A 26,189-nucleotide genomic window follows, 5' to 3' on the forward strand; every position below is an offset into this window, starting at 1 on the left:
TTTTAATACTTATTATAAGTAAAATTATTAATTTTTCTAATGAAATCATAATTCCGAACTTTGTAATCAAATAATAAAGATCATGTTTAAAGCCTTAAAATCTAAAAATTTCAAGTTATTCTTTTACGGACAATCTGTTTCAGTTATCGGAACCTGGATGCAGAAAACAGCCGTAAGCTGGATGGTTTATAGTATAACAGGATCGGTATTTTTATTGGGATTAGCGACTTTTTTAAGTATGATACCGTCTCTGTTTCTGGCACCTCTTGCCGGAAGTATTATCGGGCGTTATGACAGACACCGCGCTATGATGGTATTGCAGTCTTTGGCAATGCTTCAGGCAGGAACTTTAGCGCTACTTATTTATCTCAAAATTTATAATATCAATTTTATTCTGGCACTCAGCCTTGTTCAAGGAATTATCAATGCTTTTGATATGACTTGCCGCCAAACTATGATGATTGACATTGTTGATAATAAAGAAGACCTTCCAAACGCAGTTGCACTTAACTCGACTATGAACAATTTTGCCCGAATCGCGGGGCCTGCGCTTGCGGGAATTATTCTGCATCAATATGGAGAAGACATCTGTTTTATTGGAAACTTTGTGAGTTATGTGCCCGTTTTAATTTCGCTAATGCTAATGAAAATTACACCGCATATTAAAGCAGAAAACAAGCTTAAAATGCTGGACGATCTTATAGAAGGGCTTGATTACGTAAAAAAAGAAAGCGAAATGGCAAGAATGCTCTTAATGCTAACTTCCAGCAGTTTGTTTGTAATTTCTTTTAATACCTTGATGCCTGTTTTTGCGAAAGACATTTTTAGCGGAAACGCCGAAACTTTCAGCTGGTTTGAAAGCGCAGCCGGAGTCGGCTCAATTTTATCTGCTATTTATCTTGCTAATTTAAAATCGGCTGAAAATATGGGAAAATTAATGATTGCGGCCAGTCTCTTACTTGGGTTTAGCATTATTATCCTAGCCGTTTCTAATAGCATTACAATTGCGCTAATCTGTATGACTCTGAGCGGAATCGGAATGATGGGACAAACTTCATCTATCAACATTTATATTCAGACGCATAGTATTGTGAGTATGCGCTCTAGAAGTATCAGTTATTATATGATGGCGTATCAGGGAATGATTCCTGTGGGAAGTTTAATTATTGGTTATGTTTCGCACTCGCTTGGCGTAAGAGCCACAGTTGCTATTCAGGGAATAATCTGTATTCTTTCTGTTTTGATTTATATCTATTACAAAAAACACAAAGCTTCTGATGAATTGGAGACTTGCCCGGTAACTTATAAAAATTCCAAATTTTAAAATGAAATCTCAAATTCCAATTTTCCACAAACTGTGGTTAAGCGAAAATTTCAATAAAAAAATCCCAAATTCCAACTTTAGATTTTGGAATTTGGGATTTTTAAAATATTGCAATTTAAACTATGATATTTCCCCGCGAAGTGCAGTTTCAAAAATATCTTTAAACTCGTTTTGCGGAATATTATGTCCAAGCAAATACATTAATTTTGTAATTGCTGCCTCCGTTGTAATGTCTTTTCCAGAAATAACTCCTAACGATTTCAAAGCTGTACTAGTTTCGTATTGTCCCATGTTTACACTTCCGCCTGAACATTGCGTTACGTTTACGATATGTATTCCAGATTTGATGGCTTTTTCGATTAAGTTTAAAAACCAATCTTCAGTTGGTGCATTTCCAGAACCGTAAGTTTCGAGAATAATTCCTCTCAAACCTTTAGTTGCAAGGATGGAAGCCAGAACAATTTCACTCATTCCTGGGAACATTTTGATGATGGCAACGTGATTGTCTAAATTCTTATGAACAATAAGTTTTGCATCTTTATTTACAGGAAGAAATAAATGTCTGTTTAATGTTAAATGAACACCAGATTCTACCAATTCAGGATAATTTGGTGCTGTAAAGGCCCTGAAATGTTCAGCATTTACTTTAGAAGTTCGGTTTCCGCGGTATAATTTGTATTCAAAATATAAGCAGACTTCTGTAATAACTGGCTTTCCATTTTCCTGAAGAGAAGCAATTTGAATTGCTGTTATCAGATTTTCTTTGGCGTCGGTGCGCAAATCCCCAATTGGCAATTGCGAACCTGTAAACACAACTGGTTTTGACAAATTCTCCAGCATAAAACTCAATGCCGAAGCCGAATACGACATGGTATCAGATCCGTGAAGGACAACAAATCCGTCGTAAGAATTATAATTTTCCTCAATGATTGTGGCGATTTTGGTCCACATTTGAGGATTCATATTTGAAGAATCTATTGGATGTTCGAAGGAAATCGACTCGATTTCGCAATCCAATTGCTTGATTTCTGGTATTTTCTGAATTAATTTACCAAAATTGAAGGCTTTCAGTGCTCCAGTTTCAAAATCTTTGCTCATACCGATGGTTCCTCCGGTATAAACCAATAATATTTTTGCTTTAGATGACATCTTGGTATTTTAATTTGTTGACAACAGGATTGGCATACATAGCTAAAAATCCTTGTCTTGTCACAGGATTATCACTTCCGATACGCATTTCTAAACGGCGCTCAAAAAGCTGTTTTTCGCTCTCTTTATATTTATGAGCAAATTTGTCTGTTTCGTTTAAAATATCGTAAGCAATAAAATTTGTTGGCCATAATTGATAATTTTTCAAGATTACATCATCAATAGCCTGCGCCAACGCTTGAACCTGTTTGTTTACATTATCATTTTCTGCCACAATGTGATCGATTTCACTATCTAAAACATCTCCGACAGAAATGTGTATTCTCTTTTTAGTTCCCATGATACCGCTAATGATATTCATGAAATCTTCGTTTTTATCTTTTACGTACACTTCGTTGTTTGCTTCTGCCATTAATTGCGGCATCTTTAAAACATCTGTCGGATCGTATTCGTATGAAATAGAGACAGGAACGATTTTTAATTTCTTAAAATAATTCATCAAATCTTCTTCATCAGAAGCCATTCCAATCATTTTTAAAACTCCTGGATTGGTTTCGTCATTTCCATCTTTCGTTCTTCCTTCTCTTTGAGCAATCCAAACCGAACGGTTTTCGCGAAGCAGCAATTGTCCCATATATTCAGACAACAATTTTGAACTTTGAAGCATTTCTCTTGGAGACAAACCTCTTAGAACCAAGAAGTTTCTATTTAATTTTGCCAAAGTTGCCAAAAAAGCTTTCTTTACTAAATTGTCTCCAATTGCCGAAGCTGTCATTACTAAACCATGTTCAAACAAACAGACATTTAGCAAGGTTGTATCCAAAAGAATATCTCTGTGATTTGAGATAAATAGATAAGAAGTATTGGGTTCCAGTTTTTCAAAACCTGATGTGGTAAGACCTTCAGAGCTTTTTTCTAAAACTTTTTGGATCGTGTTATAAATAAAGTTGCATTGAAAATCTCGTATAGAATGGGTTTTCTTCAATTGTTCCTTCCAAACCTCATCTTCTACATCCGGAAAAGTAAAGTTCATCATGGTTTTCATCATAGGATGATTGACCACCGCATGAAGTGCTTCATTTATTTCGGAATCATAAAACGGTCGAATGGCATCAAATTTCTGCATTATTTATAATTGTTTAAAGTGGGCAAAAGAACAAAAAAAAATTTAAAGTTTTGTAAGGCTCAGGTTAAATCCCAAAAACGTCTTTTGAGTTTTGGGTTGTGATTGCTGCAATTTCTTCTGTAGAAACGCCATACACATCACTTAATTTAGCTATAACGTTGACCAAATAACTGCTTTCATTTCTTTTTCCTCTATATGGAATGGGCGCTAAGTACGGTGAATCGGTCTCTAAAACGATATGTTTTAAATCGATTTGATTTAAAAACTGATCAATTTTCCCGTTCTTAAAAGTAACAACTCCACCAATTCCCAATTTCATATTATAAGAAATGGCGCGCTCTGCTTGTTCTAAAGTTCCGGAAAAACAATGAAAAATCCCAAACAAATCTTCAGATTTTTCTTCTTCTAATACTTCAAAAATCTCATCAAACGCTTCTCTGCAATGAATTACAATGGGTAATTTATACTGTTTTGCCAGCTGAATTTGTCTTTTAAAAGCAATTTGCTGCTCTTTTAGATGTGTTTTATCCCAATACAAATCGATTCCGATTTCGCCAACTGCGTAGAATTTTCTTTTAGACAATTCTGTTTCCACATGAGCTAATTCTTCCAAATAATTATCTTTCACGTAAGTGGGATGCAAACCCATCATTAGAAATATATTTTCAGGATAATTTTTTTCTAAATCGTACATCGATTGTGTTGCTGCAGCATCGATTGCAGGAATAAAAAAACGTGTAATTCCCGCATCAATAGCGCGCTGAATCATTTCGTCACGATCCTGATCAAATTCTTCAGAATATAAATGCGTGTGGGTATCGGTAATAATGGGTGTTGAATTCAAGGCTGTAATTTTAAAGTGCCAAAATTACGACAATATTAAAAGAATAGCAATTCTGTTGCGATTGAGGTACGCGGATGAAACGAATTCACTTTGTGAAAACACGAAATGTCACGGATTTTATTTTTGTCACGCTGAGCGGAGTCGAAGCCCTAATCGCTAATCTTTATGGATTCTCAATGCGATCCTTCGACTTCACTCAGGGTGAAAAAAAAACCTTTGTCAAAAGTTGTACACTTTGACAAAGGCTAGAACAATAACAACCTATTTTTTATCATTCTAAGGAACGAAGGACCTCACAAGAAGCTTCGAGGAGAAAACCCCCATTTTTTCTCTCGATCAGCTAGTGCGATCCCTCGTTACTCAGTACGACAAACTGGGTTTATTTTCCTGTTTCTATATATAGCAAAGCGCGTTCCAAAACTTCATCTCTGCCTTCTTTTATCCCTTTTATTGTTGGTTTTACCTCAATATCGGGTACAATTCCTACACGTTGGGTTTCTCTTCCATCTGGATAATAAACTCCAATTCCTGAAAAGCCTGTATGAAACCCGCTAAAATCAAATTCAAAAACGTTTCCGTCTGCTCCTGCAGTCTGACTTCCTATTATTGTGGTATTTCCCGCTGTTTGAAAACACATTGCTGTCCATTCTGACTGGCTTATAGAATCTTCATTAAGCAATACAATGACTTTCCCTTTATAATTTTCTTTATTTTCGGTTCCACATTTTCTTCCCTCTGTCCATTCATAACGTCCAGGATAGTTTAAATAAGGCATTGTGTACTGGCAAAATTCTTTTTCCTTCGAATTCAAAAATGCAGCAATCTCTTCAAAAGTTCCGTTTGGATAATTTCTCATATCAAAAACAATTGCTTTTGTCAATTTGAGAGCATCAATCATATCAGGAACATTTTTAGGTTTAATAACGCCCATGTTTACATAACCGATATTATGATCCAAAAGTTTGAATTTATCTTTCTTTTTCTGAGCTCCTTTTTTAAATTCATTTCGGTGTGAATCATGATAATTAAACCAAGTCATTTCTTTTGTCTCGCATTTTCCATCGTTCATAAATTCTACATTTACCTTTTCAGATTCGCTTACTAAAATTGAGCGTAGAACTTTGTCCAGAAAAGCGGCTTCGTTTGAAGCAGAAATCATATCTCTTTTCTCTTCGATAATTTCTCTGATGCTCCTATTGTTTATTTTAGTAATTACAGTTCCTATTTTGATGTTGTCAGCTTCTGCCAGACTATCTCCCAAAATCTCGGTAATTACCAATTTTTTATCTATTACTTTACCAGTCGCAGGAAAATAATAAAAGCTCTTTTTGGCTGTTGCTGAAGAAGGATATATATGAAACTCTACATGACTGTCATCGAGTTTTGCCGCTGTTTTTCGTAATACTTTATAAAAATCTTCTGGAGTATTCGACTGAACAACAGAAGGTAAAATTTCATTTAAAGTTTTATCCCATCTCTGATCCATTACATATTTATACGGGAAATAATATTCTACCACATTCCAATATGCATAAAGCATCAAAAGCTTTGTGTTTTTATCAGTATAATCTAGATTAAAATAATTTTTTAAATTTTTAAAACAGTCAAAACTTGGCCCAAATTCCTCATTGCTTTGAAATCTATTTTCTTCAATAAATTTTAATTTTTTTGAAAGTTTTTTAGAAAACAATTTGTCATTAAACCAGCTTAAATCGAAATTTTTGTCAAAGAATTTAACATCTTTTGACAGAACAATCGGAGCAACTTCTTTTACAGTTCCCAAATCATCAATCCAATTTTCTAAAATTAAAGAAAACTCTTCTTTAGTTTGTGCTTTTTCAATTAAAGGCAATTTTTCTAAAAGCTGATTGTCCCAATTCAATTCTCCGCTGGCAATTTTTGGATGATAATATTTTAAAAATCCCCAAACTTTGCAAGTTGCAGCCAATTTTTCGGTCTGGGTAATGCTACCCAAACCAAAAATGGTCTGAGAAAAAACAAGAAGAAAAATTATTACAACTTTTTTCATTTAGCTTTTCTGGTTAACTTAAATTGTTTTTGGAACAAGTTCTTGTAAAAAGAAAATCGAATTTAGAACTAAAATTCCAAATTCGATTGAGGTTTCCCGTAAAGAGGTAAATTTTTTCTTAAATAATTAGAATTTAATCCAATTCTTCTAAAAGCTGTTCAACTTCATCATAATCTTCATAGTCTTGTGAAATTGTCTGTAAAATGGCTTTACAGTCATCATATTTTCCTTGTTTTAATTTAGATAAAGCTAGATTCCATTTTGCTTTTTCTTTATAAACAGAATTTCCGGCTTCCAATTCTTTAAATATATTTTCTGCTTTTACGTATTTGCCAACTTGCAATAATGAAACGGCATAGAAATATTTAATCTCGTCTGAATTGTTTTCTTTTAAAATCATTTCAAAAATCGGAATCGCTGTTTCATATCTTTTTCCGTTGAAATTATTCTCTGCTTGTTTTAAAATGGCTTCAGAAACGCCTCTTTCTGTAAAATAAGCACTTTCTGGATGATTATAATCTTCAAAATTTGGATAATGCTTGTAATCAAAGAAAAACAGCCCGAACATAATAATTATAGATGCCGCTGCCGCAAAATACCACGGTTTAAGTGAAGCTACTTTATTTTCCTTTTTATTAAAATATTTATCTGAAATTCTGGTCAAGTTTCCTTTAAAGATTTCTCTTTCCTGTTCTTGTCCGAATTTATTCTCCAACTGAAAATGCATTTCTTTGAAACTTTCAAACTCCGAAGCTAATTCAGCATCCTCAGATAATTGTTTCTCAAAATTGTTTTTTTCATCAACGGTCAGTTCGCCTTGAAGATATTGGTCAAATAATATATAGCGTTCTTCGTTCATGATTAATTGTTTTTTAAAGAGTTAAAATTTTTCGCTTCTTGAATCCACTGCGTCAGCTGGCCTACACACAACGATTTCTTTTTTCGGACATAACCGTAAGTCACATTGAGTTTTTGGGCTACTTCTTCCATTGATTTTAGAGAAAAACTGAGTTTCAAAACTTCTTGGCATTTCTCTCCCAATTTTTGGAACATGGTTTCGAAAAGCTTCTGTTTTTCATCAAATTCTTCTGCCTGTGCAATCAATTCGTGAGCAGATTCATTGATAGATACCACATTCTCATAAATTGTTACCCCTTTATTGGCAGAATTTTTCAATTCGTTTAGCCAGCGTCTTTTGCAGAGCAAGAAAAAATAGGCGTCAAACGGACAAGTGAGCTGAAGTTTCTTGGCTTTCGCCTGATTAAAAAGCAAAATCATAATTTCCTGAATCACATCCTGCGCCTGATCTTTATCTCCAGAATTATTGGTGATAAACTGAACTACTTTGGGCGCAAATTTTTTATATATCATTTCGATAACTAGTGAATCGTTTGCAGCAAGTCCGTCGATATATTTTTGATCAGGATGAATTTTATTTTGATCCATAAAAAAGCATTTTACAGCTAATTTAAAAAAAGAATCTTAAAAATTTTCAAAAATAAGAGGTAACAATATTACAATCAATTGTATATATCGAAACAAAAGTCTTTTAAAAACCTTTAAAAAATTAAAAGAAATGGAAAGTTACCAATATATCAATGAAAAAAATCTAGATCGGTTTTACGAAATAATCGCTGCTAAAACACGTAACGGTTTTGTAATTACAGAACAAAATGAAAAACTGCCTTATGTGGTTTTGTCTAAAGAAAAGAAAAACATAAATCATACTTTTCATTTGTTTCTAAGCGTATTCACTTTTGGCATCTGGCTAATTGTCTGGATTTATCTTATTCTAAAATTCTCCCGCAAAAAAGACATTTTGGTCGCTGTTGACGAAGATGGAAATCTTTTTGAAGACAAATGCATTTCTATTTAAATAAAACTGAGGTAACAAATTTTGACGTCAATTGATATAAGCACATAAAAGCCCTTTAAAATATTTTTTGAAAAAGAGGGTAACAAAATCTAACCCGAGTTGATATAACATTAAAATTAATTAACCAAATCTGAAAACTACTTGAAACAATCAAGCCAGATTTATAAAAACTAGAAATTATGAAAACAAATTTTAAAAAAATCGGACTTTTAATAATAGCGATGACAACGTTCGCAAGCTGCGACAATAGCGACGGAGAAGATATCAAAATTTCGCCTCCAACTTCTGAAGCGTTTAAAAGCATTAGCGAAAAAGGAGTAAAAAGAAACACGCAAAATTTTACTATGACCGCAGGAAACGGCATTGTTACATTAACTTCAGCAAAGGGTGTAAAGCTTTACATTAACGGAGATTGTTTAACCAAAAACGGAAATCCTGTAACTGGGCAAGTCGATATTGAATACATCGAACTTTTTGATAAAGGAAATATGCTGGTTACCAACAAACCAACTATGGGAATTACCGCAGACGGGAAGAAAAATCTTTTAATTTCTGGAGGAGAATTCTTCATCAAAGCAACTCAGGGAGGAGTCGAATTGCAAACTTCTTGCAGTATGAACATGATTGTTCCGACGGCACTGACAAATGGTTTTGATAACTTAATGACTTTGTGGACTGGAGTTATCGAGGAAGATGGCAATTTGGCTTGGAGGGAAGCAAAAGCAAATGCTGATGGAACTGATGGAAAAGGCGGTGTACAAGGTGAATTAAACAATTATTATGTGACTTTCGGTAAATTCGGTTGGACCAACGTAGATCGTTTTTACCACGATCCAAGACCAAAAACAACTCTTTTAGTTGATGTTCCAGACGGATACAACAATACAAACAGTGCCGTTTTTCTTTCTTACGATGGAGAAGGCAAAAATGCACTTGCTCAATTGGACACTTATACAGCTGAAGGATTGTTTAGCGAACATTATGGACAAATTCCGATTGGTTTAGCTTGCCATATCATTTTTGCAACAGAAGATAACGGAAACTGGCGCTATGCGATAAAAGGCGTGACAATTTCTGCAAATGCGGTTTACGAATTTAATTTAGCCGAAACAACAGTCGGTACAGAAGCTCAACTAGTTGCTGCAATTAATGCCATACAGTAACTTCTAAATGCTTTTTTTGAGAAAAAGTGGTGATTTGCTCATCACTTTTTTTTACATTTAATCTTGTTTGAGATTTCATTCAGAAATTTTTAAACCTCAAAACTATCTAGTTATGAAACCACAACTGTCTATTTTCTTTATTCTATTTTCTATTTTTTCAATAGGACAAACCAAAGTGAAAGACACCATAACACGAAGAGCCAATATAGGTTTTATTCAAAACGGAAATCAGGTTAGTTTTAAACCAGAAACTCCGCCTTTGATTCCGATTGCGGGTGCTCCAAAACCAAGTTATTCTTATTTATGGGAATTAGGAGACGGCCATTACAGCAAAGAAGCCGAACCTAAACATGTTTATAAAAACAAAGGAACTTACACGGCAAGACTTGCTGTAACGAATAATTATGACAACGGAAAACCTCCGGCAACTCGCCCAAAGAAAGTGGCCATAAACGATATTACAGACACCAATTATAAAGACATTACTTCTATTGCCGATCAGAATGGTTTTGCGATTATTAAAAACTGTGATCCAATTCCAGAACAAGAAATGGTAGTTGTGGTAAGTTATCAGAATCTTGAAAATTATGTTTCTAGCGGAAAGCTTTATTTATTTTATAATGAAAAGCAATTCAAACACAATAATTTCGAATTAAGTGATTTCAGAACGTATGCGGGCGAACGTGAAGTGAAAGAAAATCTTGTTGCTTCGACTGATGATTTAAATGACTCGAATACTTTTTTGGCTTCCGCCGAAGGGAATTTCAAAACCAAAAAATATAGAAATACCACAACTGAAGAAGATTTGGAAGCTTCACTTTCAGATGCCAATAAAACCTATCACAATGTTTCTATTTTAGAATTTGATGATGCGAATCCGGGAGAAACTCGAAATGTTTTTTACACTTTCAAAACAACTCCCGAAATGATAAAAGATACCAGTGCAACAGTTACGATGCGAGGAATTTTTGTACCGAATAGAAGTTATAAAAACCATAAAGTGAAAAATCTGGAAATGGAAATTGTAACTTCTCACGATCCAAACAAAATGGGTTCTAACGGAAGTTTCATGAATTACAGATTAGTGCGTTTCAAACGAGTAAATTTTAAAACCCGTTTTCAGAATAATGGTGAAGGTCCTGCAAGAAAGATCCGTTTGGAAACCGATGTTCCCGACATGTTTGACAAAAAAACTTTTCAGATTGAAAGCATGTATCCCGAATGTCCGATTTGTCCAAAAGGAGAAGAGCCAACCGTAAGCTGTCTCGATACGATTATCAAACAGAAACAAATCATTTTTACTTTTAAAAACATTTATCTTCCAGGAAGCGAACAGAAAAATGTACACGAAAAAGATTCTACAAAAGGTTTTGTTAAATATTCCATGAAGTTTGGTGAAGATTTTCATAAGGTAAAAACCAAAAGCCGAACTGCCATTATTTTTGATAAAAACGAACCTATTATTACCAACTATGCCACTACTCGATTCCTGCCCGGAATTTCGATTGGCGCCAAAGCAGGTTATAATTTTTACCCAGATCTAGATAAATCGACGAGCTATTTTGTGGGCGCGACGCTTTCGCCTTTTAAATCGTATCGTTTTTATTGGCAGGTAGAATGGGAAAATGCTTTAAACCAATATGACAGCAAAGTAAACGTTTTGGAAGAATTTAATACAAATGCCAACGGAACCAGACAATTGGTACGCACAACGACGGCAACCGAAAATAAAAATGTCAATTGGGAAATTCCTGTTTTAATTCGATATAATATCAATAACTACATTGGAGTTGGAGCGGGAATTCAGGCGAATGTAAATGTGTATTCAGAACAGAATCAAACGATCACGGTCGATACTTTTGAAGGCGATAAAGAAAACTTTTTGATCAGTTCGACAACAAGTTCTAATACGATAAAAAACAATTTCTCAGGCTTTAAAACAGGGCTTTTATTTGACTTAACAGCTGGTTTTGCTAGAATCGGACCTAGTTTGGGCGCGCGCTATGTGATTAATTTTGAACAGAATTTTAATTATTTTCAGGTGTATGGAATTTGGAAGTTTTAGAGGTTATACCGCAGAGATGCACTAAGGTTACGCAGAGATACGCAAAGAATATTTTGCCACGAATTTTCACTAATTTCCACTAAATTTAAGTAATGCTATTTTGAGTTTCGATTTGTGAAAATTCGTGAAATTCGTGGCAAAAACAATATAATATGAACTTACATCACTTATATGGTTTTATTTTCCTTTTCCTGTGTCTGAATGTTTTCGGACAAAGTCAGGAGGATAAAATATATAATGCTGTTGACAGTTTTACCGCGAATCCTTCCGCGGAAGCGTTGCAGAATTTAAGAAACATAGAAAGTGATTTCTTTAAAAGTGCCAAGACCAAAACCAAAGATGAATTGTTGGCAATTGTCATTTTAAATTGCAATAAAGCGTATTATGAAAATCAGTTTGGACAGAATTTAGATGCGGTGAAAAGCTACGAAAAAGCTTGGATGATTTATCAGAAAAACAAACTTAAAAATTATGATATAATTGAATTCTGCCTGAAACCTTTGGGCAATTTATATACCGTTTTGGGCGATTATGAAAATGCCGAAAATACGATAAAACAATATTATTTTATTGCCAGCCAGGAGAAAAACAAGAGCCAAAAAACGGCCGCCATTCTTAATCTTTCAAATGTTTATCAAAATACTGGTAACGTTTATAAAGCGATAGAATTGATTGAAAAAACAATCCAGATCGAAAAACTTTCTGCTGTTGAAAAAGGTCTATTATTGAATAATTTGGGAACAAACTATGTTTTATCTTCTAAAAAGGCTGAAGCTGAAACTTCATTTTTGAAAGCGGTTTCTCTTTTAAAAAATGACAAATCGCAAACCGAAACTTTAGCAAATGCATATCGAAATTTGGCTCAGTTAAAAGTAGATCAAAACGATTTTAAAAAAGCTTCCGAATTTTTCGAAAAGGCGAAAACAGAATTCAATAAAAATCCGAAACGGGAACCTCGAAAAATAGGACAATTTTATTATGAAGCCGCTTTTATTTCTTTTTCTGAAGGCAATATAGTTGATGCTCAGCAAAATCTAGAAATAGTTTTTAAAACACTTCTTCCCAGTTATTCGGCTTCCAAAAATAGGCTCCCAAATGAAAATTCGCTTTATGCGGAAACGGTTTTATTAGATGCTTTAGATTTGCAAGCCTTAATTTATTTAGCCGAAAATCAGCCAAAAAATGCCTTAAAAAGTTATGAGCTTTCTTTTAAAATCGAAGAAATGATTCAGTCGCTTTTGGTTTATGAAAATTCTAAAATTATAACACAAGTAAGAAACCGAAACAGAACAGAAAAATGCATTGAAATTTATCTTTCATTGTTTGAAAGAGAACGAAAAATGAATTATATCGAAAGTGCTTTTCTATTGTCTGAACAAACAAAATCGGTTGTTTTAAAAAAGCATCTTAAAAATATTGAAACGATTTCAAGAGAAGAAAAACTGATTTTGCAACAGCTTCAAAATTGGAATACCGCCATTCTGAAAGAACAGCAAAAATTAGAAGCGGCTAATATTTCTAAAATAAATGAAGCCGTTAAAAAACAGAATGAATTGATGCTGCTTTTGAAAACAAAGCAAAACAAAACCGATCAGAAAAAGAGTGCTGAATTGGACTTGGCTAAGTTATACGACAAACTGAAAAAAGACAATGCGGTATTACTGGAATATTTTTTTGGAAGTCATTGCATCTATAATTTCATTCTCGAAAACAAAAAAATCACACTGCACAAAATTGAAACAGCTGATAAGGAATTGCTTTCATTCATTGACTTTTTTAAAGATCCATCTGCAATTGCTAACAATCCTAAAAAGTATAATGCACTTGGAAATAAAATCTATCAGAAACTTCAAATTCCAAAAGTTGAAAAACATAAAAATTTGATTCTTGTTCCAGATGGAATTCTGTCTTTTCTGCCTTTTGAAGCTTTAATAAGCGAAACCTCAAACACAACCAATTTTACAAAAATGCATTATCTGCTGGATAAGTTTGATGTTTCTTATAACAATTCTGCAGAATTATATTTGAACACAAATCCGCTTTCAAATGGCAAAAAGAATATTTTAGGCCTTTTTCCAATTTTCGAAAAAACCAATTACGAACTTCCTTTTTCGAAAAATGAATTGCAATCTATAAAACATAATTTTGACGGACAGTTTTTTGAGAATAAAAATGCTGATTTCTCAAACTTTAAAAACAGCGCAATAGGAAAATCGATTATACATCTCAGCACGCATGCCTCTTCGGGCGATCTGGAAACTCCGGCAAGTATCAAATTCTACGATCAAGAAGTTTTATTTTCTGAATTGTATAATTTACAGCTCAATCCTGATTTGGTGGTTCTGAGCGCTTGTGAAACCGGAATTGGAAAACTCTATAAAGGCGAAGGCGCTCTGAGCGTAGCAAGAGGTTTTCAGTTTGCGGGAGCACAAAATCTATTATTTTCTTTGTGGAATGTAAACGATTATACAACTTCTGTTTTCATGGATTATTTTTATAAAGAGGTAAAACATAATTCGTCTTTTGCACAGGCAACGGCAAATGCAAAAAGGGAGTTTTTAAAAGATGAAAACGTTCCAAATGCAAAAAAGTCACCTTATTATTGGAGTGCTTTTGTGTATTATGGCACTCTTGAAAAGCCTGAAAAGCAAACCAATTATATGTTGTATATCATTAGTTTTTTGGCGATAATTGGCTTATTTTTGGTTTTCAATCATTACAGGAATGGAAAATCTTCACGAAATTCTCAAAATTGAGAAGTACAAAAAAATAAAGTTTAAAATCACCAAAACCCAGCATTTGCAGATAAAAGCCAAAATAAACGGCATTTCTGGAAATTTCATTTTAGACACTGGCGCATCCAATACCTGCGTAGGCTTTGAGTGTATTGAACGCTTCGAACTTTCTGCTAAGAACTCTAAAACAAAAGCTTCTGGAGCAGGCGGAACTGGAATGACAACACAGATTTCGTCTCAAAATAAATTGCAGTTAGGAAGCTGGAAAAGCAAAGATTTCAGCATCGTAATTTTTGATCTTTCACACGTAAATGAGGCTTTAGAATCTTTTAAAGCAAAAGCTGTTCATGGCATTATTGGCGCTGATGTTCTATTGGAAGGAAAAGCGATTATTGACTATTTTAATCATTATTTATATTTGAAATAGAAATTCCAATCAAAAAAATCTAAATTCCAAATAAAAAAGTCTTCATTAAAATGAAGACTTTTTAGCTTTATACTATTTCTTGATTATCAATTTGTGTTTTCGGAACCGCATGTTTTTTCAACGAAAAATAAGCTACAACTGTACTCAACAACATTAAAACTCCTCCTAAAATAAAAGGCGCTCCAGCAAATTTAAACGGCGCATCGTCGTGCGTGAAAAAATAAAATGTATTGGCCATCATTGGCGGACCAATAATTGAAGAAGCACTCATTAAACTGGTTAAAGTTCCTTGAATTTCTCCTTGTTCGCTTGGTGCTACTTTACTTGCTACAACAGATTGCAATGCTGGACCAGCAATTCCGCCAAGGCAATACGGAATTAAAAACACAAACATCATCCAGCTTTCTGTTGCAAAAGCAAATAATAGCATTCCGATTGTATATAAAGCTAAACCAATGTAAATGCTTTTTTCATTTCCGATCTTTGGATTGATGTAACGAACTAATCCTCCTTGAACAACTCCAACCAATAAACCGATTATTCCCAATGAAATTCCGATCATTCTTTCGTCCCAATTAAATTGATAGATGGTGAAGAAACTCCAATTGCTTTGCACCGCATGAGAACCCACATATAGTAAAAAAATGGCAACGATTAATCCGATTAATGTTGGGTGTTTTCTTAATCCTAAAATAGCTCCGATTGGATTGGCACGTTTCCAATCGAATGGTCTGCGGTTTTCTTTTTTAAGTGATTCAGGTAAAATGAAAAATCCGTAAAGGAAATTCAGCATACACAAAACTGCGGCAGCATAAAAAGGGACTCTCGAGCCATATTGACCTAAAAGTCCGCCAATAACAGGTCCGATTATAAATCCTAATCCGAAAGCGGCGCCTACTAATCCGAAGTTTTTAGCTCTGTTTTCAGCTGTACTAACATCGGCAATATAAGCGGAAGCAGTTGTAATACTCGCGCCTGTTATACCCGCAATAATTCTTCCAACAAAAAGCCAGATAATAGTTGGCGAAAATGCCAATAAAAGATAGTCTAAAGAAAATCCGAAAAGGGAAATTAAGATAATTGGTCTTCTTCCAAATTTATCACTTAAATTTCCAATAACGGGAGCAAATACAAACTGGGTTATCGCATACGCGAAAGTCAACCAACCGCCAATTTTTGCAGCTTCGCTGATGTCTCCGTGAATCAATTCTTCGATTAATTTTGGTATTACAGGAATAATAATTCCCCATCCTGTAATGTCTATTAACATGGTTATGAAAATAAAACCAATTGCTGCTGACTTATCTTTTTGTAGCATAATAATTTTTGTAAGGTGATGCAAATAAACGAAAAAGCTGACATTTTTTATATCATCTTTTTAATTCACAATGAAAAAAATCTAAAATTCCGATTTGAAGGACTTAGTATTGAATTATTAAAATTGGTGTATTTTTTCACGCAGATTTAAAAAAGATTTAAGCAGATACACGCTGATCTTTTACAATTAATCTGGTAAAATCTATTGAATCTGGGTGAAATATTTAAAAGAATCAATCAAAAAAATCCCAAATTCCAATTGAAGGAATCTGGGATTTTTCATTGTGAAATTCCGAATTCGGGCTCGGAATTTCACTATCAAAAATTAAAACTATTAATGAGTATGTTTAGGATTAAAACCATCTTCGCTTAATTCTGTTGGTGTATAATCGGCATGCATTTCTGCTTCGTAGTCGATTTTTTCACCTTTAGAGAATTTTCTAATGATTTTCTCCATAATATCATAGATTACAGGAACTACAATTAACGTAAGGAATAATGAAGAAATCAAACCTCCAATAATTACCCATGCCAATCCGTTTTTCCACTCAGCTCCCGCTCCAGATGCCAATGCAATTGGGAACATACCAAATACCATCGCAATTGTTGTCATCAAGATCGGACGTAAACGAGCGTGGTTGGCTTGAATCAAGGCATTTCTGATAGATTCTCCAGCCGCTCTACGCTGATTGGTATAATCTACAAGCATGATCGCATTCTTACACACCAGACCGATCAACATAATTACCCCCAAGATGGTAAAGATATTTAAGGTATTGTTTGTTAATGCCAGTGCAAATAAAACCCCAATGAACGAAAGCGGGATAGCAAATAATACGACAAACGGGTGAACGAAACTGTCATACAATCCAACCATTACAAGGTAAACCAAAATAATAGCGGCTAATAATGCGATTCCTAAAGTACCAAATCCTTCCGATTGGTTTTCTTGGTCACCACCCCAGATATAGTTAACTCCGGTTGGTTTTTGCAATTTATCTAATTTTGCCTGCCATTGCTGAACAATTGTTCCCGCTGGCACCCCAACGTTCTGACCTTGGACAGTTACAGAAGCAGTTTTATCTCTACGCTCTAATTTACTTGGTCCAGAACCTTCTGTAATTGTCGCGAATTGGTTTAATTTAATCTGCTGACCAGCATTGTTGATGAAAATCAAATTACTAACGTCTGTGATGTTTTTTCTATCAAATTCGTTGTATTTAATATTGATGTCATACTCGTATTCACCAGCTCTAAATTTACCATCTGTGTTACCACTGTAAGCAGTCTGCATGGTTAAACCAACTGTTTGAAGTGTTAATCCTAACGCAGCCATTTTATCTCTGTCAACTTGAACGTTGATCTCAGGGTTTCCATCCTCAACTGTTAATTTAATCTCAGTTGTTCCAGGAATTGTACGCAATTCAGCTTCGGCAAGTTTAGCAAATTTCATGGCACTTTCTACGTTTGGACCAGTTACGATCAAACCTAAAGTAGCATCTTCAGCAGTACCTAAGATACCTACAGGAACTGTTTTTACTTTTGCTCCAACTAAAACTTTTTCCAATTTACGCTTCACTTTTGCTGCGTATACGTTGGCGTCATCTGTACGATCTTTTTGATCGATCATTTTAACGTCAATCTCTGCTTTGTAAGCTGTTGCTTGAGCTGCTCCTAAACCTTCACTGGTTTGACCAACTGTTGTAATCTGGCTGAAAACATATTTCTCTCCTTTTAAGAAAGCTTCTGCTTTTTGCGTCATAAAGTTTGTCTGCTCTAATGAAGCATCTTTTGGCATCTCAATTTGAACCAAGAACTCTCCACTATCAGATGATGCAAAGAACTCTCCTCCAATGTATCCGCCTCCCATTAACCAGAAGATCGTTCCAAAGAACATTACCACAATGGCAACCATTGTTTTAATATAGTGATCTAAACACCAATTTAATAAGTTCGATACCCAGTCAGTAAAACGAGTTAAGTAGCTTTCAAATCCAAGGATAATTCTTCCAAAAAGATTTTTACCTTCAATGTGCTCCAATTTTCCGAAACGTGATGATAACCATGGAATAATTGTAAATGAAGCCAATAATGAGAACATTGTGGAAATAATTACCGTAACACAGAATTGTGTAATAATGTTTGACACTAATCCTGTACTCATTGCAATCGGTAAGAACACCACCACAATTACTAAAGTAATCGAAGTTACAGTTGCACCGATTTCGGCTGTTCCGTCATAAGCGGCACGAATTCGACTTTTACCCATCTCCATGTGTCGGTAAATGTTTTCCAATACCACAATCGCGTCGTCCACAAGAATACCAACCACAAGAGATAAACCAAGTAAAGACATTAAGTTAAGCGTGTAACCTAATAAATAGATTCCGATAAATGTAGCGATCAAAGATGCTGGAATAGATACCATTACGATCAATGAGTTTCGAATACTGTGCAAGAAGAACAACATTACGAATGCTACCAGAATAACCGCAATTAACAAGTCATGCACAACAGAATCGGCTGCTTCAAGAGTAAAGACTGTACTGTCTTTTGCTACTTCTAATTTTAATTGAGCCGATTTATAGTCGTTCTCTAAAGTTTTAATTGTTTTAATCAACTGCTCACTTACCGCAACGGCATTAGCATCTGATTGTTTTACAATTTGAAGTACAATCGCGCTTCTTTGATCTACACGCGCAATTTTTTCTGCAATTTTTTGAGTATCCTGAACATCTGCAATTTCTCCTAAACGAATTTGGATTCCGTTTTGAGAAGAAACTACTAAGTTTCTCAATTCTTCAACACTTTTATATTTACCCGCTAAACGGATTAAGATTTTTTGGTTACGAGTCTGGATGTTACCTGTAGGGAAATCCAAATTTGAACTCAAAATGGTCTGCTGCACTTGCGGAACAGAAAGCCCGTAACCTTGCATTTTTACTGCGTCAAGGTTTACCTGAATCTCACGCTCTTGACCACCAATAATGTTTACCTGAGCAACCCCTTGCACACGAGATAAAACTGGAGCAATCTTTTTATCGATCAAATCGTAGAAAGCTGCTTCGTCCATTTTACCATTCGCACCAAGCGTCATAATTGGTAAATCACTCAAAGAGAATTTAGTCAATGATGGTGGATCTGCATCATCTGGAAGATCACTTAAAATGGCATTGATTTTACGCTGTGCATCATTCATCGAAATATCAACATTCGCGTTTGAAGTCAATGTGATCGATACAATCGAAAGACTCTCGTAAGATTTCGAGTCGATTTTCTTGATATTTTCCAAAGACGCAATCGCATCTTCAATTTTCTTTGTTACTGTATTTTCAACCTCACTTGGAGAAGCTCCAGGATAAACAGTTGAAACCGTAATTACGTTGGTTTCGAATTTTGGGATCAGCTCGTAGCCTAATTGGCTGTAACTGAACAATCCACCTAGTGTCAGAATCGTAAACAATACAATTACTAACGACGGACGTTTTATGGATATTTCGGCTAATTTCATATATTTTTTCTTTATGCTTTAAGCTGTAGGCAGTAGGCTTTAAGCTTTTAAATTGCTTATAGCCTATCGCTTAATGCTTATAACCAAATAATTATTTAATAATTTCTACTGTATTTCCGTCTTGTAGGTTGATTTGACCTGTAACAATTACAGTTTCTCCGTCATTTAAACCGCTGATAATTTCAACTTTATCTCCTAAAATTCTTCCAGCAACTACTTTTCTTAATTTAGCAACACCGTTTTCTACAACAAAGATTTCGTTACTGCTCACACTACCAACAAATGCATTTCTAGGAACTACTTTTAAGTTTTGTTTTTGGTTTGTAGAACCGAAAGTTGCAGTTCCGTACATACCGGCTTTTAAGTCATTGCTTGCATTGTTTGTAATTTCAATTTCAACAGGGAAATTTAAAGACGCATCTGCTTTTGCAGCGATGAAAGTAATTTTTCCTGAGAAAGTTTTGTCAGGGTAAACGCTTGCAGTAATATTTACTGTGCTTCCTAATTTTAAACTTGCTACTTGAGTTTCGTTTACAGTAACATTCAATTTTAATTTAGAAACATTTACGATGTCAAATAATGCTGTTGCTGGCATTCCAGCTAAAATAGAACCTGGCTCAATATATTTTTTGTTGATGTATCCATTTATTGGCGCTTTTACTCTTGTATCTCCAACATTGATTTTTGCTTGAGTATAGTTTGATTGAGCATTTGTTAAAGCCAATTTTGCCTGATCTAATTGCTGTTTTGTAACACCGCCAGTTTTAAAAGCGTTTTCATATCTAGCATAATCAGATTTTGCATTTTGGTAAGCTGCTTCAGCTGCCTGAGCATTTACGTTGATGACGTCTCCTCTCACTGTTAAAAGAGTTTGTCCTACTTTTACATAGTCACCTTCTTTTACTAAAACACTAATTACTTTTCCAGATTTTTCAGCAGAGAAAGTCAATTCCTGAATTGGCACAAAGTTTCCATTAGCAGTAAAAGCCAAATTAACATCTTCTGTTTTTACTGTTGCTACTTTTACAGAAACTGCTGCATTTTTTTCTGCTACAATTGCAGTTTTCGCTTCGTTTTCTGCTTTGTTCTTATTTAAAATGTAGCTCACTCCAAAAAAAGCTACAATTATGATTACGACTGTTATAATTATTTTCTTCATTGTAATAATTTGTTATTTAGTAAGAGATTTAAGTTCGCCTTTTGATTTGATTAGAGATATTTCGGCAATTTTATAATTTAAAACCGCTCTTGTAAAGTTGTTTTGAGCTTCAAGTGATGCGTTTTCTGCGTCTAGCAAATCGGTTAAAGATGCTAAACCTTGAAGGTAATTATTTTTGGTATTGCTTAGAATTTCTAACGCTAAACGCATATTCTCTCTCTGATTTTCAATTGTTACAAGATTATTATTAATCTGTGTCATTGCATTTCTATAATCTAAATCAAGAGAAAGTTTAGTGTCTTTAATATCTTCCTGAAGTTCTCTGATTTGAACATCAGCTTGTCTAACTTTTGCACGTGTTCCAAAACCTGTAAAGATTGGCACGTGTAAGTTTAAAGCAATAGCTGAGAAATCTGACCAATACACACCTTTTTCTGGTTTTGCAAACCAAGGCATTTCAGGTCCTTGGCCGATATAATTGTAACCTGCAGATAATGAAAGTGTAGGATAATAACCTGCTTCAACAGCTTTTTTATTGAATACTAAAAGTTCTTCTTGTTTTTTCAAAAGCAAATATTCTGTTCTGTTTTCAATATTTGGTTCTTGTGTTAAAGCAGCTGGCACAACTTCAAATTCTTCTTTTGGCATCACGATTTGAGTTTCGATAGGCATACCCATGTAAAACTTCAATGCATTTTCCTGTAACTCAATTTGATTTTTAACCTGCTGACGATCTGTATCAATGTTAGACAGTTTTACGATAATACGGTCTAAATCAATTTTTTTAGCCAAACCGTTATTAAACTGCCCTTGAACAATATCACGAACTTTTTGTGTATTTACATAGTTGCTATCTAAAAGGATAAGTCTTTCTCTTTGCACATAAACTGAATAATAGTTATTTGCAACTCTCTCAATAACTTGTTCTTCAGTTAACTGATCATTTATTTGATAAAACTCACGAGTCGTTTTTGCTGCTCTTAAACCTGTAAAAACAGACTGATCAAATAATGCCTGAGTCAAAGAAATCCCCGCAGTTGATGTCCATTTTTGGCCAAATGCTGCCTGAATCGTAGTTCCTGGTGCGCCAAATGCTGCTCCATCAATAACTGTTGTCTGAATTACCGGATTATATGTTAAATTCCCGTTTGCACTAATTTGCGGTAAGGCTCTCGAACGTATTTCCTGAATCTGATACTCACTATTTTCTACCTGAAGTTTTGCTTTTTTAGCATCGGCCTTATTTTGAAGCGCATAATTGACCGCGTCTTTCAGGGTTAAAGTGGTTTGTGCGTTGACAGAGAAGCCAATGGTGCACAAAAATATAAGAAGGATTCTTTTCATAAGTAGTTAAATATTTATTTTTAAATTTTGAGATAGTATCGTCATTTTCCGTCCTCGTTCAGAATAATGACGATTGAATATATTTGGATTAATTATTTATTCTTTTTAGCTGTTTTTCTAATTCTTCGACTCCTTTTTCAGTAGCCATTGCACGAGTATGATATTCTAATGCCTCAAGCTCGATTCTTTGTGCTTCGCTTTCAGAAACCGTATTTTCGTTTATATGAAAAACTAGTGTATAGTAAAACTTAACATAAACCTCCACATTCAAATCACTTCTGTAAAGCCCTTCGCGAATTCCTTTTTCGATGTTATCTCTAAAACACTGTGTACACTGATCGATTTCAAAAGAAAGGATATTTTGGTAAATCTCAGGGTAATGTTTTTTTAACTGATAAATTGGAGACGTGTCTGTATTATTTTTAAACATGTCGCGGAACATTTCTCTGATCTCAAAATTCTCGTGAATAGCATTATAATTCTTCGCTATAATGGTATCCATAATTTCGTGAACTTGTCTATGAACCATTGAGGTACTTTCTTCAATCAAAACTTCCTTATTGCAGAAATATTTGTAAATCGTTTTTTTTGAAATACACATTTCACCTGCAATATCATCCATCGTAACACTCTTAAAACCAAGCTTCAAAAATAATTCACTTGCTTTTGCTATAATCTTCTCTTTCATTTTAAATTCTCGATTGCATCACAAATATACTTTGGAAACTAAAATTAAAAAAATAGTTTCCTTATTATTTGTAATAATTTTACATCAAATTATTGATTTGGTAAGATTTATATGCTAAATTCTAAATTTGCTATAAGTTTAATATCTTTACCTAAAGCACCTCCCGAAGCATGGTTGAAAGAACTGTAATCTAAACCAAAGTCCTCACGTTTGATATTTCCTTTGATTTCAAAAGCTACCTTCTTTTCGCCATTATAAATATTTTCTCCTAGAAATTCAGCGTCTAATTCAACTACTCTAGTGATATCTTTTATAGTTAAATCTCCTTTGAAAAAATTGATGTTCTGATTTACTTTTTGAAACGATGTCGATTTGAAACTGATGATCGGATGCTCATCTTCTTCAAAAAAATCCTGAAGCTGTAAATAAGCATCTATAGATTGGAAACTTTCATTTTTGTTATTGATGTCTAATGAGAATTCGACAGAAGCATCTTCAATTTCATTATCTTCAATATTCACATACCCATCAAATTTATTTGCATCTCCTCCCAAATAAGCAGTTCTTGATCGTCTCATTTTCAATAAAACATCTGACTGGCTAGAATCTAAGGTCCATTTTGTTTTCATAAATACTTGATTTAATTGATTTTACGAATCATTAAAACTTTTCATGGAAACTTTTACAGTGTTCTCGGTTTCCATTTTATCGCTGCAAATATAGACAGGAAACTTTGAATACCAAAAAAGTTTCCAAGTTTTTTGATTTTTTTTTAACATATTAGAAATGAGAAAGGTTAAAAGCCCTTTTTAATGATCTATACGCTTTTAACATTTCATCTCCAGAAATTAATATTTGAATTGTATCTTTGGGGCTCGAAATCAGAATTCATTATGCACGATATAAGTCAGTACCAGGATTTTTTCATTAATTATCTACAAAGCCAAAACATACATAAAGAGCCTAAAAATCTTTACGAACCTATAGAATACATTTTAGGACTTGGCGGAAAACGTATCCGTCCAGTTTTAACATTAATGGCCGCAGAAGTTTTTGATACTGAGTACCAGACGGCACTTCCGGCAGCAATGGCAGTTGAAGTTTTTCATAACTTTTCGTTGGTTCATGATGATATTATGGATGATGCCCCTTTGAGAAGAGGACAAATTACCGTGCACGAAAAATGGGATTTAAATACAGGAATTCTTTCTGGAGATGCCATGCTTATTTTGGCATATCAATATTTCGAACAATACGAACCAAGTGTTTTTAGAAACTTGGCCAAATTATTTAGCAAAACAGCTCTTGAAGTTTGCGAGGGACAGCAATGGGATGTAGATTTTGAAACTCGCAAAGATGTTACGATTCCTCAATACCTTAAAATGATTGAATACAAAACAGCTGTTTTGGTGGCGGCTGCCATGAAAATGGGTGCCATTGTTGCTAAAACTTCTGAAAAAGAAGCTGATTTAATTTATGATTTTGGATTAAATTTAGGTTTGGCTTTCCAACTTCAAGACGATTATCTAGATGCTTTTGGCGACCCAGAAACATTCGGAAAACAGGTTGGAGGAGATATTATAGAAAACAAAAAAACGTATTTATATCTGAAGGCTTTAGAATTTTCTTCTGATGAAAAAGCTTCTGAATTAGAAAAATTATTCACGCTTCAACTGGAAGATAATACAGAAAAAATAGCAACCGCTAAAGCCATTTTCAACGAATCCGGAGCATCAAAAGCCACTCAGGAAGCAATCGAAATGTACACTTTTAAAGCTTTTGAAACGTTAGAAAAAATGGAAATAAGCAATGAGAAGAAAAACGTTTTGAGAACTTTCGGAGAAAATTTAATGGGACGTAAAGTTTAAAAACTAGCAATTCAAAAATCAATTTCAATAACAAATTCTACAATCATAAATCAGTAATCTCAAATCTAAAATCATATGTTTGTAGCACCAACAAATACCGAATCATTATTAGCGCAGGCGCAAGCAGAGACTTTATATCTGAGTCTTATTGAACAGCTTAATAAAGATTTTAATTTAGCGAATGAAGGAATTGATTTTCCAATGAGCATTTCTCCAGATGAATTAAAAATTCAGCTTCACGAAAAAGTCTATAGAATGATTCAGTATAAATTTGCTGAATATTTAAATCTCCTTTATATCATTGACGTTCCCGAAAATGAAATCAAACAATTAGATGGTTCTGATTTAGTCATTCTTGCTGAACAAGTTGCTTTCTTAATTTTAAAAAGAGAATGGCAAAAGGTTTGGTTTCGAAATTATTATAAATAAGGTTCTAAGTTTTTTCAATACTTATATCTCATCCCATACATATAACTTTTCATCTTCTTTTACATCTATCTCATCATTTTTATCTAATGGAATATATTTACCATCTTCCAAAATAAAAACCTGTTCGTTATTTAAAATTTTATTTAGTTCTTTAGTCAATAGCTCTAGCTCTTCATTTAGGCTATTTCCTCCTGAAGCTCCAATGTGAAAATGCCAATCACATTCTTTATTATGATTTTCAAAACCAATGGTTATTTCCAAATCATAAGTCGCTACCCACAAAAATCTGTTTCCTTGGATACTTTTAATAAAACAATCAAAAGATTGATCTTTTTTAAAATCAATATTTCCTACAAAATCAGGATAATTCTCTTTTAAATATTGCAAGGTTATTTTAGAAAATAAAGCTTGGTCCACTTAAATATTTTTTTTTACAAATTGAAGACTTAGAATCTTAGCATCTCAGTCCCGATAGCAATCGGGATAGCAACTTAGAAATACACTCTCACAAAAGGCATAAATCCTGAGCCGTAAAGACTTTTATTGGGATCATACAAAACATCGTAACGTGCTCCAATTGTTACATTTTTTGTTCTATAACCTGCTCCTAGATATAAAGCTGTGTTCCAATAAGAATCGGAAAAACCTGGATGATAATAATTCTCTTCATAGTCAGTATCAACCCTAACCTGCTCCAATTCAGCTGATAATTGGATTTCGGGAATTGGATTTACCAAACCGATAAGACTTCCTCCCCAAACGAAAGATTCGTAATAATTTTTTTGATATAAATAGCCAAATTGAAGACCCGCTCCAACTGCTACAATTTCGTTAACATTGTAAATGGCACTTGGCATTACCGAGATATTGGTATATCCTGAACCAAATCCGAGACCTAAACCACCCCCAAATTGAACTTTATCCCAAAAATGGTTACTATTGTCAATGACATATTTTTGTTGTGCAATACTATAACTTGAAAATAAGACAGCCAAAATCACAAAAAAATATCTGCAATCGATTGAAAATTGAATTTTATTCATAGTTAACGTTTATTTTAACAAATTTTTACGTAAAAGTACGTAAAAAAAAGATTTAAATAAATGCGATTGTTGTACTTTTGCCTTTCTATATA

Annotated in this window: 22 protein-coding genes; 8 read left to right on the top strand and 14 right to left on the bottom strand. The window is 34.0% G+C overall.

The genetic code is table 11. The features are described 5' to 3' along the window. Window positions 1–82: 82 nt before the first annotated feature. The gene (locus BB050_RS06640; RefSeq protein ID WP_066033041.1) at window positions 83–1,324 is read left to right on the top strand and encodes an MFS transporter; all 1,242 of its coding nucleotides are present in this window, start codon (window positions 83–85) and stop codon (window positions 1,322–1,324) included. Window positions 1,325–1,444: 120 nt separating this feature from the next. Here BB050_RS06640 and BB050_RS06645 read toward each other — a convergent pair whose 3' ends face one another. From BB050_RS06645 to BB050_RS06670, 6 genes are all read right to left on the bottom strand, one after another. Then, window positions 1,445–2,473 carry an asparaginase gene (locus BB050_RS06645; RefSeq protein ID WP_066033042.1) on the bottom strand — a complete coding sequence of 343 codons (1,029 nt, stop codon included), beginning with the start codon at window positions 2,471–2,473 and terminating at the stop codon, window positions 1,445–1,447. Continuing rightward, a complete protein-coding gene (locus BB050_RS06650) occupies window positions 2,463–3,599 on the bottom strand; it encodes a 1-acyl-sn-glycerol-3-phosphate acyltransferase (protein ID WP_066033043.1) in 1,137 nt (378 codons plus the stop codon). Before BB050_RS06650 ends, BB050_RS06645 begins: the two co-directional genes overlap by 11 nt. A gap of 64 nt (window positions 3,600–3,663) precedes the next feature. Then, window positions 3,664–4,443: a TatD family hydrolase gene (locus tag BB050_RS06655; protein ID WP_066033044.1), complete on the bottom strand. Its 780-nt coding sequence runs from the start codon at window positions 4,441–4,443 to the stop codon at window positions 3,664–3,666. 379 nt (window positions 4,444–4,822) lie between these two features. Further along, entirely contained in the window at window positions 4,823–6,472 is a 1,650-nt protein-coding gene (locus BB050_RS06660) for a S41 family peptidase (protein WP_066033045.1), read from the bottom strand. A gap of 133 nt (window positions 6,473–6,605) precedes the next feature. Further along, window positions 6,606–7,331 (bottom strand): tetratricopeptide repeat protein, encoded by a 726-nt coding sequence (locus BB050_RS06665; protein WP_066033046.1) that lies wholly within the window; start codon window positions 7,329–7,331, stop codon window positions 6,606–6,608. Window positions 7,332–7,333: 2 nt separating this feature from the next. Continuing rightward, window positions 7,334–7,918 (bottom strand): RNA polymerase sigma factor, encoded by a 585-nt coding sequence (locus BB050_RS06670; protein ID WP_066033047.1) that lies wholly within the window; start codon window positions 7,916–7,918, stop codon window positions 7,334–7,336. A gap of 130 nt (window positions 7,919–8,048) precedes the next feature. On the opposite strand from BB050_RS06670, the gene BB050_RS06675 reads away from it, so the two are divergent. From BB050_RS06675 to BB050_RS06695, 5 genes are all read left to right on the top strand, one after another. Further along, window positions 8,049–8,348, top strand: coding sequence for a hypothetical protein (locus BB050_RS06675; RefSeq protein WP_066033048.1), 300 nt, complete (start codon window positions 8,049–8,051; stop codon window positions 8,346–8,348). A gap of 179 nt (window positions 8,349–8,527) precedes the next feature. Then, a complete protein-coding gene (locus BB050_RS06680) occupies window positions 8,528–9,511 on the top strand; it encodes a hypothetical protein (RefSeq protein WP_066033049.1) in 984 nt (327 codons plus the stop codon). 112 nt (window positions 9,512–9,623) lie between these two features. Further along, a complete protein-coding gene (locus BB050_RS06685) occupies window positions 9,624–11,576 on the top strand; it encodes a DUF7849 domain-containing protein (protein WP_066033050.1) in 1,953 nt (650 codons plus the stop codon). A gap of 152 nt (window positions 11,577–11,728) precedes the next feature. Continuing rightward, entirely contained in the window at window positions 11,729–14,332 is a 2,604-nt protein-coding gene (locus tag BB050_RS06690) for a CHAT domain-containing protein (protein ID WP_066033051.1), read from the top strand. After that, window positions 14,301–14,738, top strand: coding sequence for a retropepsin-like aspartic protease (locus tag BB050_RS06695; protein ID WP_066033052.1), 438 nt, complete (start codon window positions 14,301–14,303; stop codon window positions 14,736–14,738). Before BB050_RS06690 ends, BB050_RS06695 begins: the two co-directional genes overlap by 32 nt. Window positions 14,739–14,805: 67 nt before the next feature. On the opposite strand, the gene BB050_RS06700 is transcribed toward BB050_RS06695, so the two are convergent. The 6 genes from BB050_RS06700 to BB050_RS06725 form a co-directional block, all read right to left on the bottom strand. Beyond that, the gene (locus tag BB050_RS06700; protein ID WP_066033053.1) at window positions 14,806–16,056 is read right to left on the bottom strand and encodes a TCR/Tet family MFS transporter; all 1,251 of its coding nucleotides are present in this window, start codon (window positions 16,054–16,056) and stop codon (window positions 14,806–14,808) included. A 333-nt stretch (window positions 16,057–16,389) separates the two neighbouring features. Continuing rightward, window positions 16,390–19,566: an efflux RND transporter permease subunit gene (locus BB050_RS06705; RefSeq protein ID WP_066033054.1), complete on the bottom strand. Its 3,177-nt coding sequence runs from the start codon at window positions 19,564–19,566 to the stop codon at window positions 16,390–16,392. A gap of 91 nt (window positions 19,567–19,657) precedes the next feature. Beyond that, window positions 19,658–20,725, bottom strand: coding sequence for an efflux RND transporter periplasmic adaptor subunit (locus BB050_RS06710; RefSeq protein WP_008466154.1), 1,068 nt, complete (start codon window positions 20,723–20,725; stop codon window positions 19,658–19,660). Between the two features lie 12 nt (window positions 20,726–20,737). After that, window positions 20,738–22,069, bottom strand: coding sequence for a TolC family protein (locus BB050_RS06715; protein ID WP_008466153.1), 1,332 nt, complete (start codon window positions 22,067–22,069; stop codon window positions 20,738–20,740). Window positions 22,070–22,157: 88 nt separating this feature from the next. Further along, window positions 22,158–22,757 carry a TetR/AcrR family transcriptional regulator gene (locus tag BB050_RS06720; protein ID WP_008466151.1) on the bottom strand — a complete coding sequence of 200 codons (600 nt, stop codon included), beginning with the start codon at window positions 22,755–22,757 and terminating at the stop codon, window positions 22,158–22,160. Between the two features lie 107 nt (window positions 22,758–22,864). Further along, a complete protein-coding gene (locus BB050_RS06725) occupies window positions 22,865–23,386 on the bottom strand; it encodes a YceI family protein (protein WP_008466148.1) in 522 nt (173 codons plus the stop codon). 264 nt (window positions 23,387–23,650) lie between these two features. Between BB050_RS06725 and BB050_RS06730 the strand changes: the two genes are divergently transcribed. Together BB050_RS06730 and BB050_RS06735 are read left to right on the top strand one after the other, a co-directional pair. Further along, window positions 23,651–24,625: a polyprenyl synthetase family protein gene (locus BB050_RS06730; protein ID WP_066033055.1), complete on the top strand. Its 975-nt coding sequence runs from the start codon at window positions 23,651–23,653 to the stop codon at window positions 24,623–24,625. 75 nt (window positions 24,626–24,700) lie between these two features. Further along, entirely contained in the window at window positions 24,701–25,054 is a 354-nt protein-coding gene (locus tag BB050_RS06735; protein WP_008466146.1) for a hypothetical protein, read from the top strand. A 21-nt stretch (window positions 25,055–25,075) separates the two neighbouring features. Here BB050_RS06735 and BB050_RS06740 read toward each other — a convergent pair whose 3' ends face one another. Together BB050_RS06740 and BB050_RS06745 are read right to left on the bottom strand one after the other, a co-directional pair. Then, window positions 25,076–25,471, bottom strand: coding sequence for a hypothetical protein (locus BB050_RS06740; RefSeq protein WP_066033056.1), 396 nt, complete (start codon window positions 25,469–25,471; stop codon window positions 25,076–25,078). A gap of 74 nt (window positions 25,472–25,545) precedes the next feature. Next, window positions 25,546–26,097 (bottom strand): hypothetical protein, encoded by a 552-nt coding sequence (locus BB050_RS06745; RefSeq protein WP_066033057.1) that lies wholly within the window; start codon window positions 26,095–26,097, stop codon window positions 25,546–25,548. Window positions 26,098–26,189 lie beyond the last annotated feature (92 nt).

Source organism: Flavobacterium anhuiense, from assembly GCF_001705175.1.
GTDB classification, from domain to species: Bacteria; Bacteroidota; Bacteroidia; order Flavobacteriales; family Flavobacteriaceae; genus Flavobacterium; species Flavobacterium anhuiense.

Bases quoted from the DNA above. Each gene is read 5' to 3' on its own strand.
- BB050_RS06640 (WP_066033041.1), top strand. From the start codon at position 83: ATGTTTAAAGCCTTAAAATCTAAAAATTTCAAGTTATTCTTTTACGGA.
- BB050_RS06645 (WP_066033042.1), bottom strand. From the start codon at position 2,473: ATGTCATCTAAAGCAAAAATATTATTGGTTTATACCGGAGGAACCATC.
- BB050_RS06650 (WP_066033043.1), bottom strand. From the start codon at position 3,599: ATGCAGAAATTTGATGCCATTCGACCGTTTTATGATTCCGAAATAAAT.
- BB050_RS06660 (WP_066033045.1), bottom strand. From the start codon at position 6,472: ATGAAAAAAGTTGTAATAATTTTTCTTCTTGTTTTTTCTCAGACCATT.
- BB050_RS06665 (WP_066033046.1), bottom strand. From the start codon at position 7,331: ATGAACGAAGAACGCTATATATTATTTGACCAATATCTTCAAGGCGAA.
- BB050_RS06670 (WP_066033047.1), bottom strand. From the start codon at position 7,918: ATGGATCAAAATAAAATTCATCCTGATCAAAAATATATCGACGGACTT.
- BB050_RS06675 (WP_066033048.1), top strand. From the start codon at position 8,049: ATGGAAAGTTACCAATATATCAATGAAAAAAATCTAGATCGGTTTTAC.
- BB050_RS06680 (WP_066033049.1), top strand. From the start codon at position 8,528: ATGAAAACAAATTTTAAAAAAATCGGACTTTTAATAATAGCGATGACA.
- BB050_RS06685 (WP_066033050.1), top strand. From the start codon at position 9,624: ATGAAACCACAACTGTCTATTTTCTTTATTCTATTTTCTATTTTTTCA.
- BB050_RS06690 (WP_066033051.1), top strand. From the start codon at position 11,729: ATGAACTTACATCACTTATATGGTTTTATTTTCCTTTTCCTGTGTCTG.
- BB050_RS06695 (WP_066033052.1), top strand. From the start codon at position 14,301: ATGGAAAATCTTCACGAAATTCTCAAAATTGAGAAGTACAAAAAAATA.
- BB050_RS06700 (WP_066033053.1), bottom strand. From the start codon at position 16,056: ATGCTACAAAAAGATAAGTCAGCAGCAATTGGTTTTATTTTCATAACC.
- BB050_RS06705 (WP_066033054.1), bottom strand. From the start codon at position 19,566: ATGAAATTAGCCGAAATATCCATAAAACGTCCGTCGTTAGTAATTGTA.
- BB050_RS06710 (WP_008466154.1), bottom strand. From the start codon at position 20,725: ATGAAGAAAATAATTATAACAGTCGTAATCATAATTGTAGCTTTTTTT.
- BB050_RS06715 (WP_008466153.1), bottom strand. From the start codon at position 22,069: ATGAAAAGAATCCTTCTTATATTTTTGTGCACCATTGGCTTCTCTGTC.
- BB050_RS06720 (WP_008466151.1), bottom strand. From the start codon at position 22,757: ATGAAAGAGAAGATTATAGCAAAAGCAAGTGAATTATTTTTGAAGCTT.
- BB050_RS06725 (WP_008466148.1), bottom strand. From the start codon at position 23,386: ATGAAAACAAAATGGACCTTAGATTCTAGCCAGTCAGATGTTTTATTG.
- BB050_RS06730 (WP_066033055.1), top strand. From the start codon at position 23,651: ATGCACGATATAAGTCAGTACCAGGATTTTTTCATTAATTATCTACAA.
- BB050_RS06735 (WP_008466146.1), top strand. From the start codon at position 24,701: ATGTTTGTAGCACCAACAAATACCGAATCATTATTAGCGCAGGCGCAA.
- BB050_RS06745 (WP_066033057.1), bottom strand. From the start codon at position 26,097: ATGAATAAAATTCAATTTTCAATCGATTGCAGATATTTTTTTGTGATT.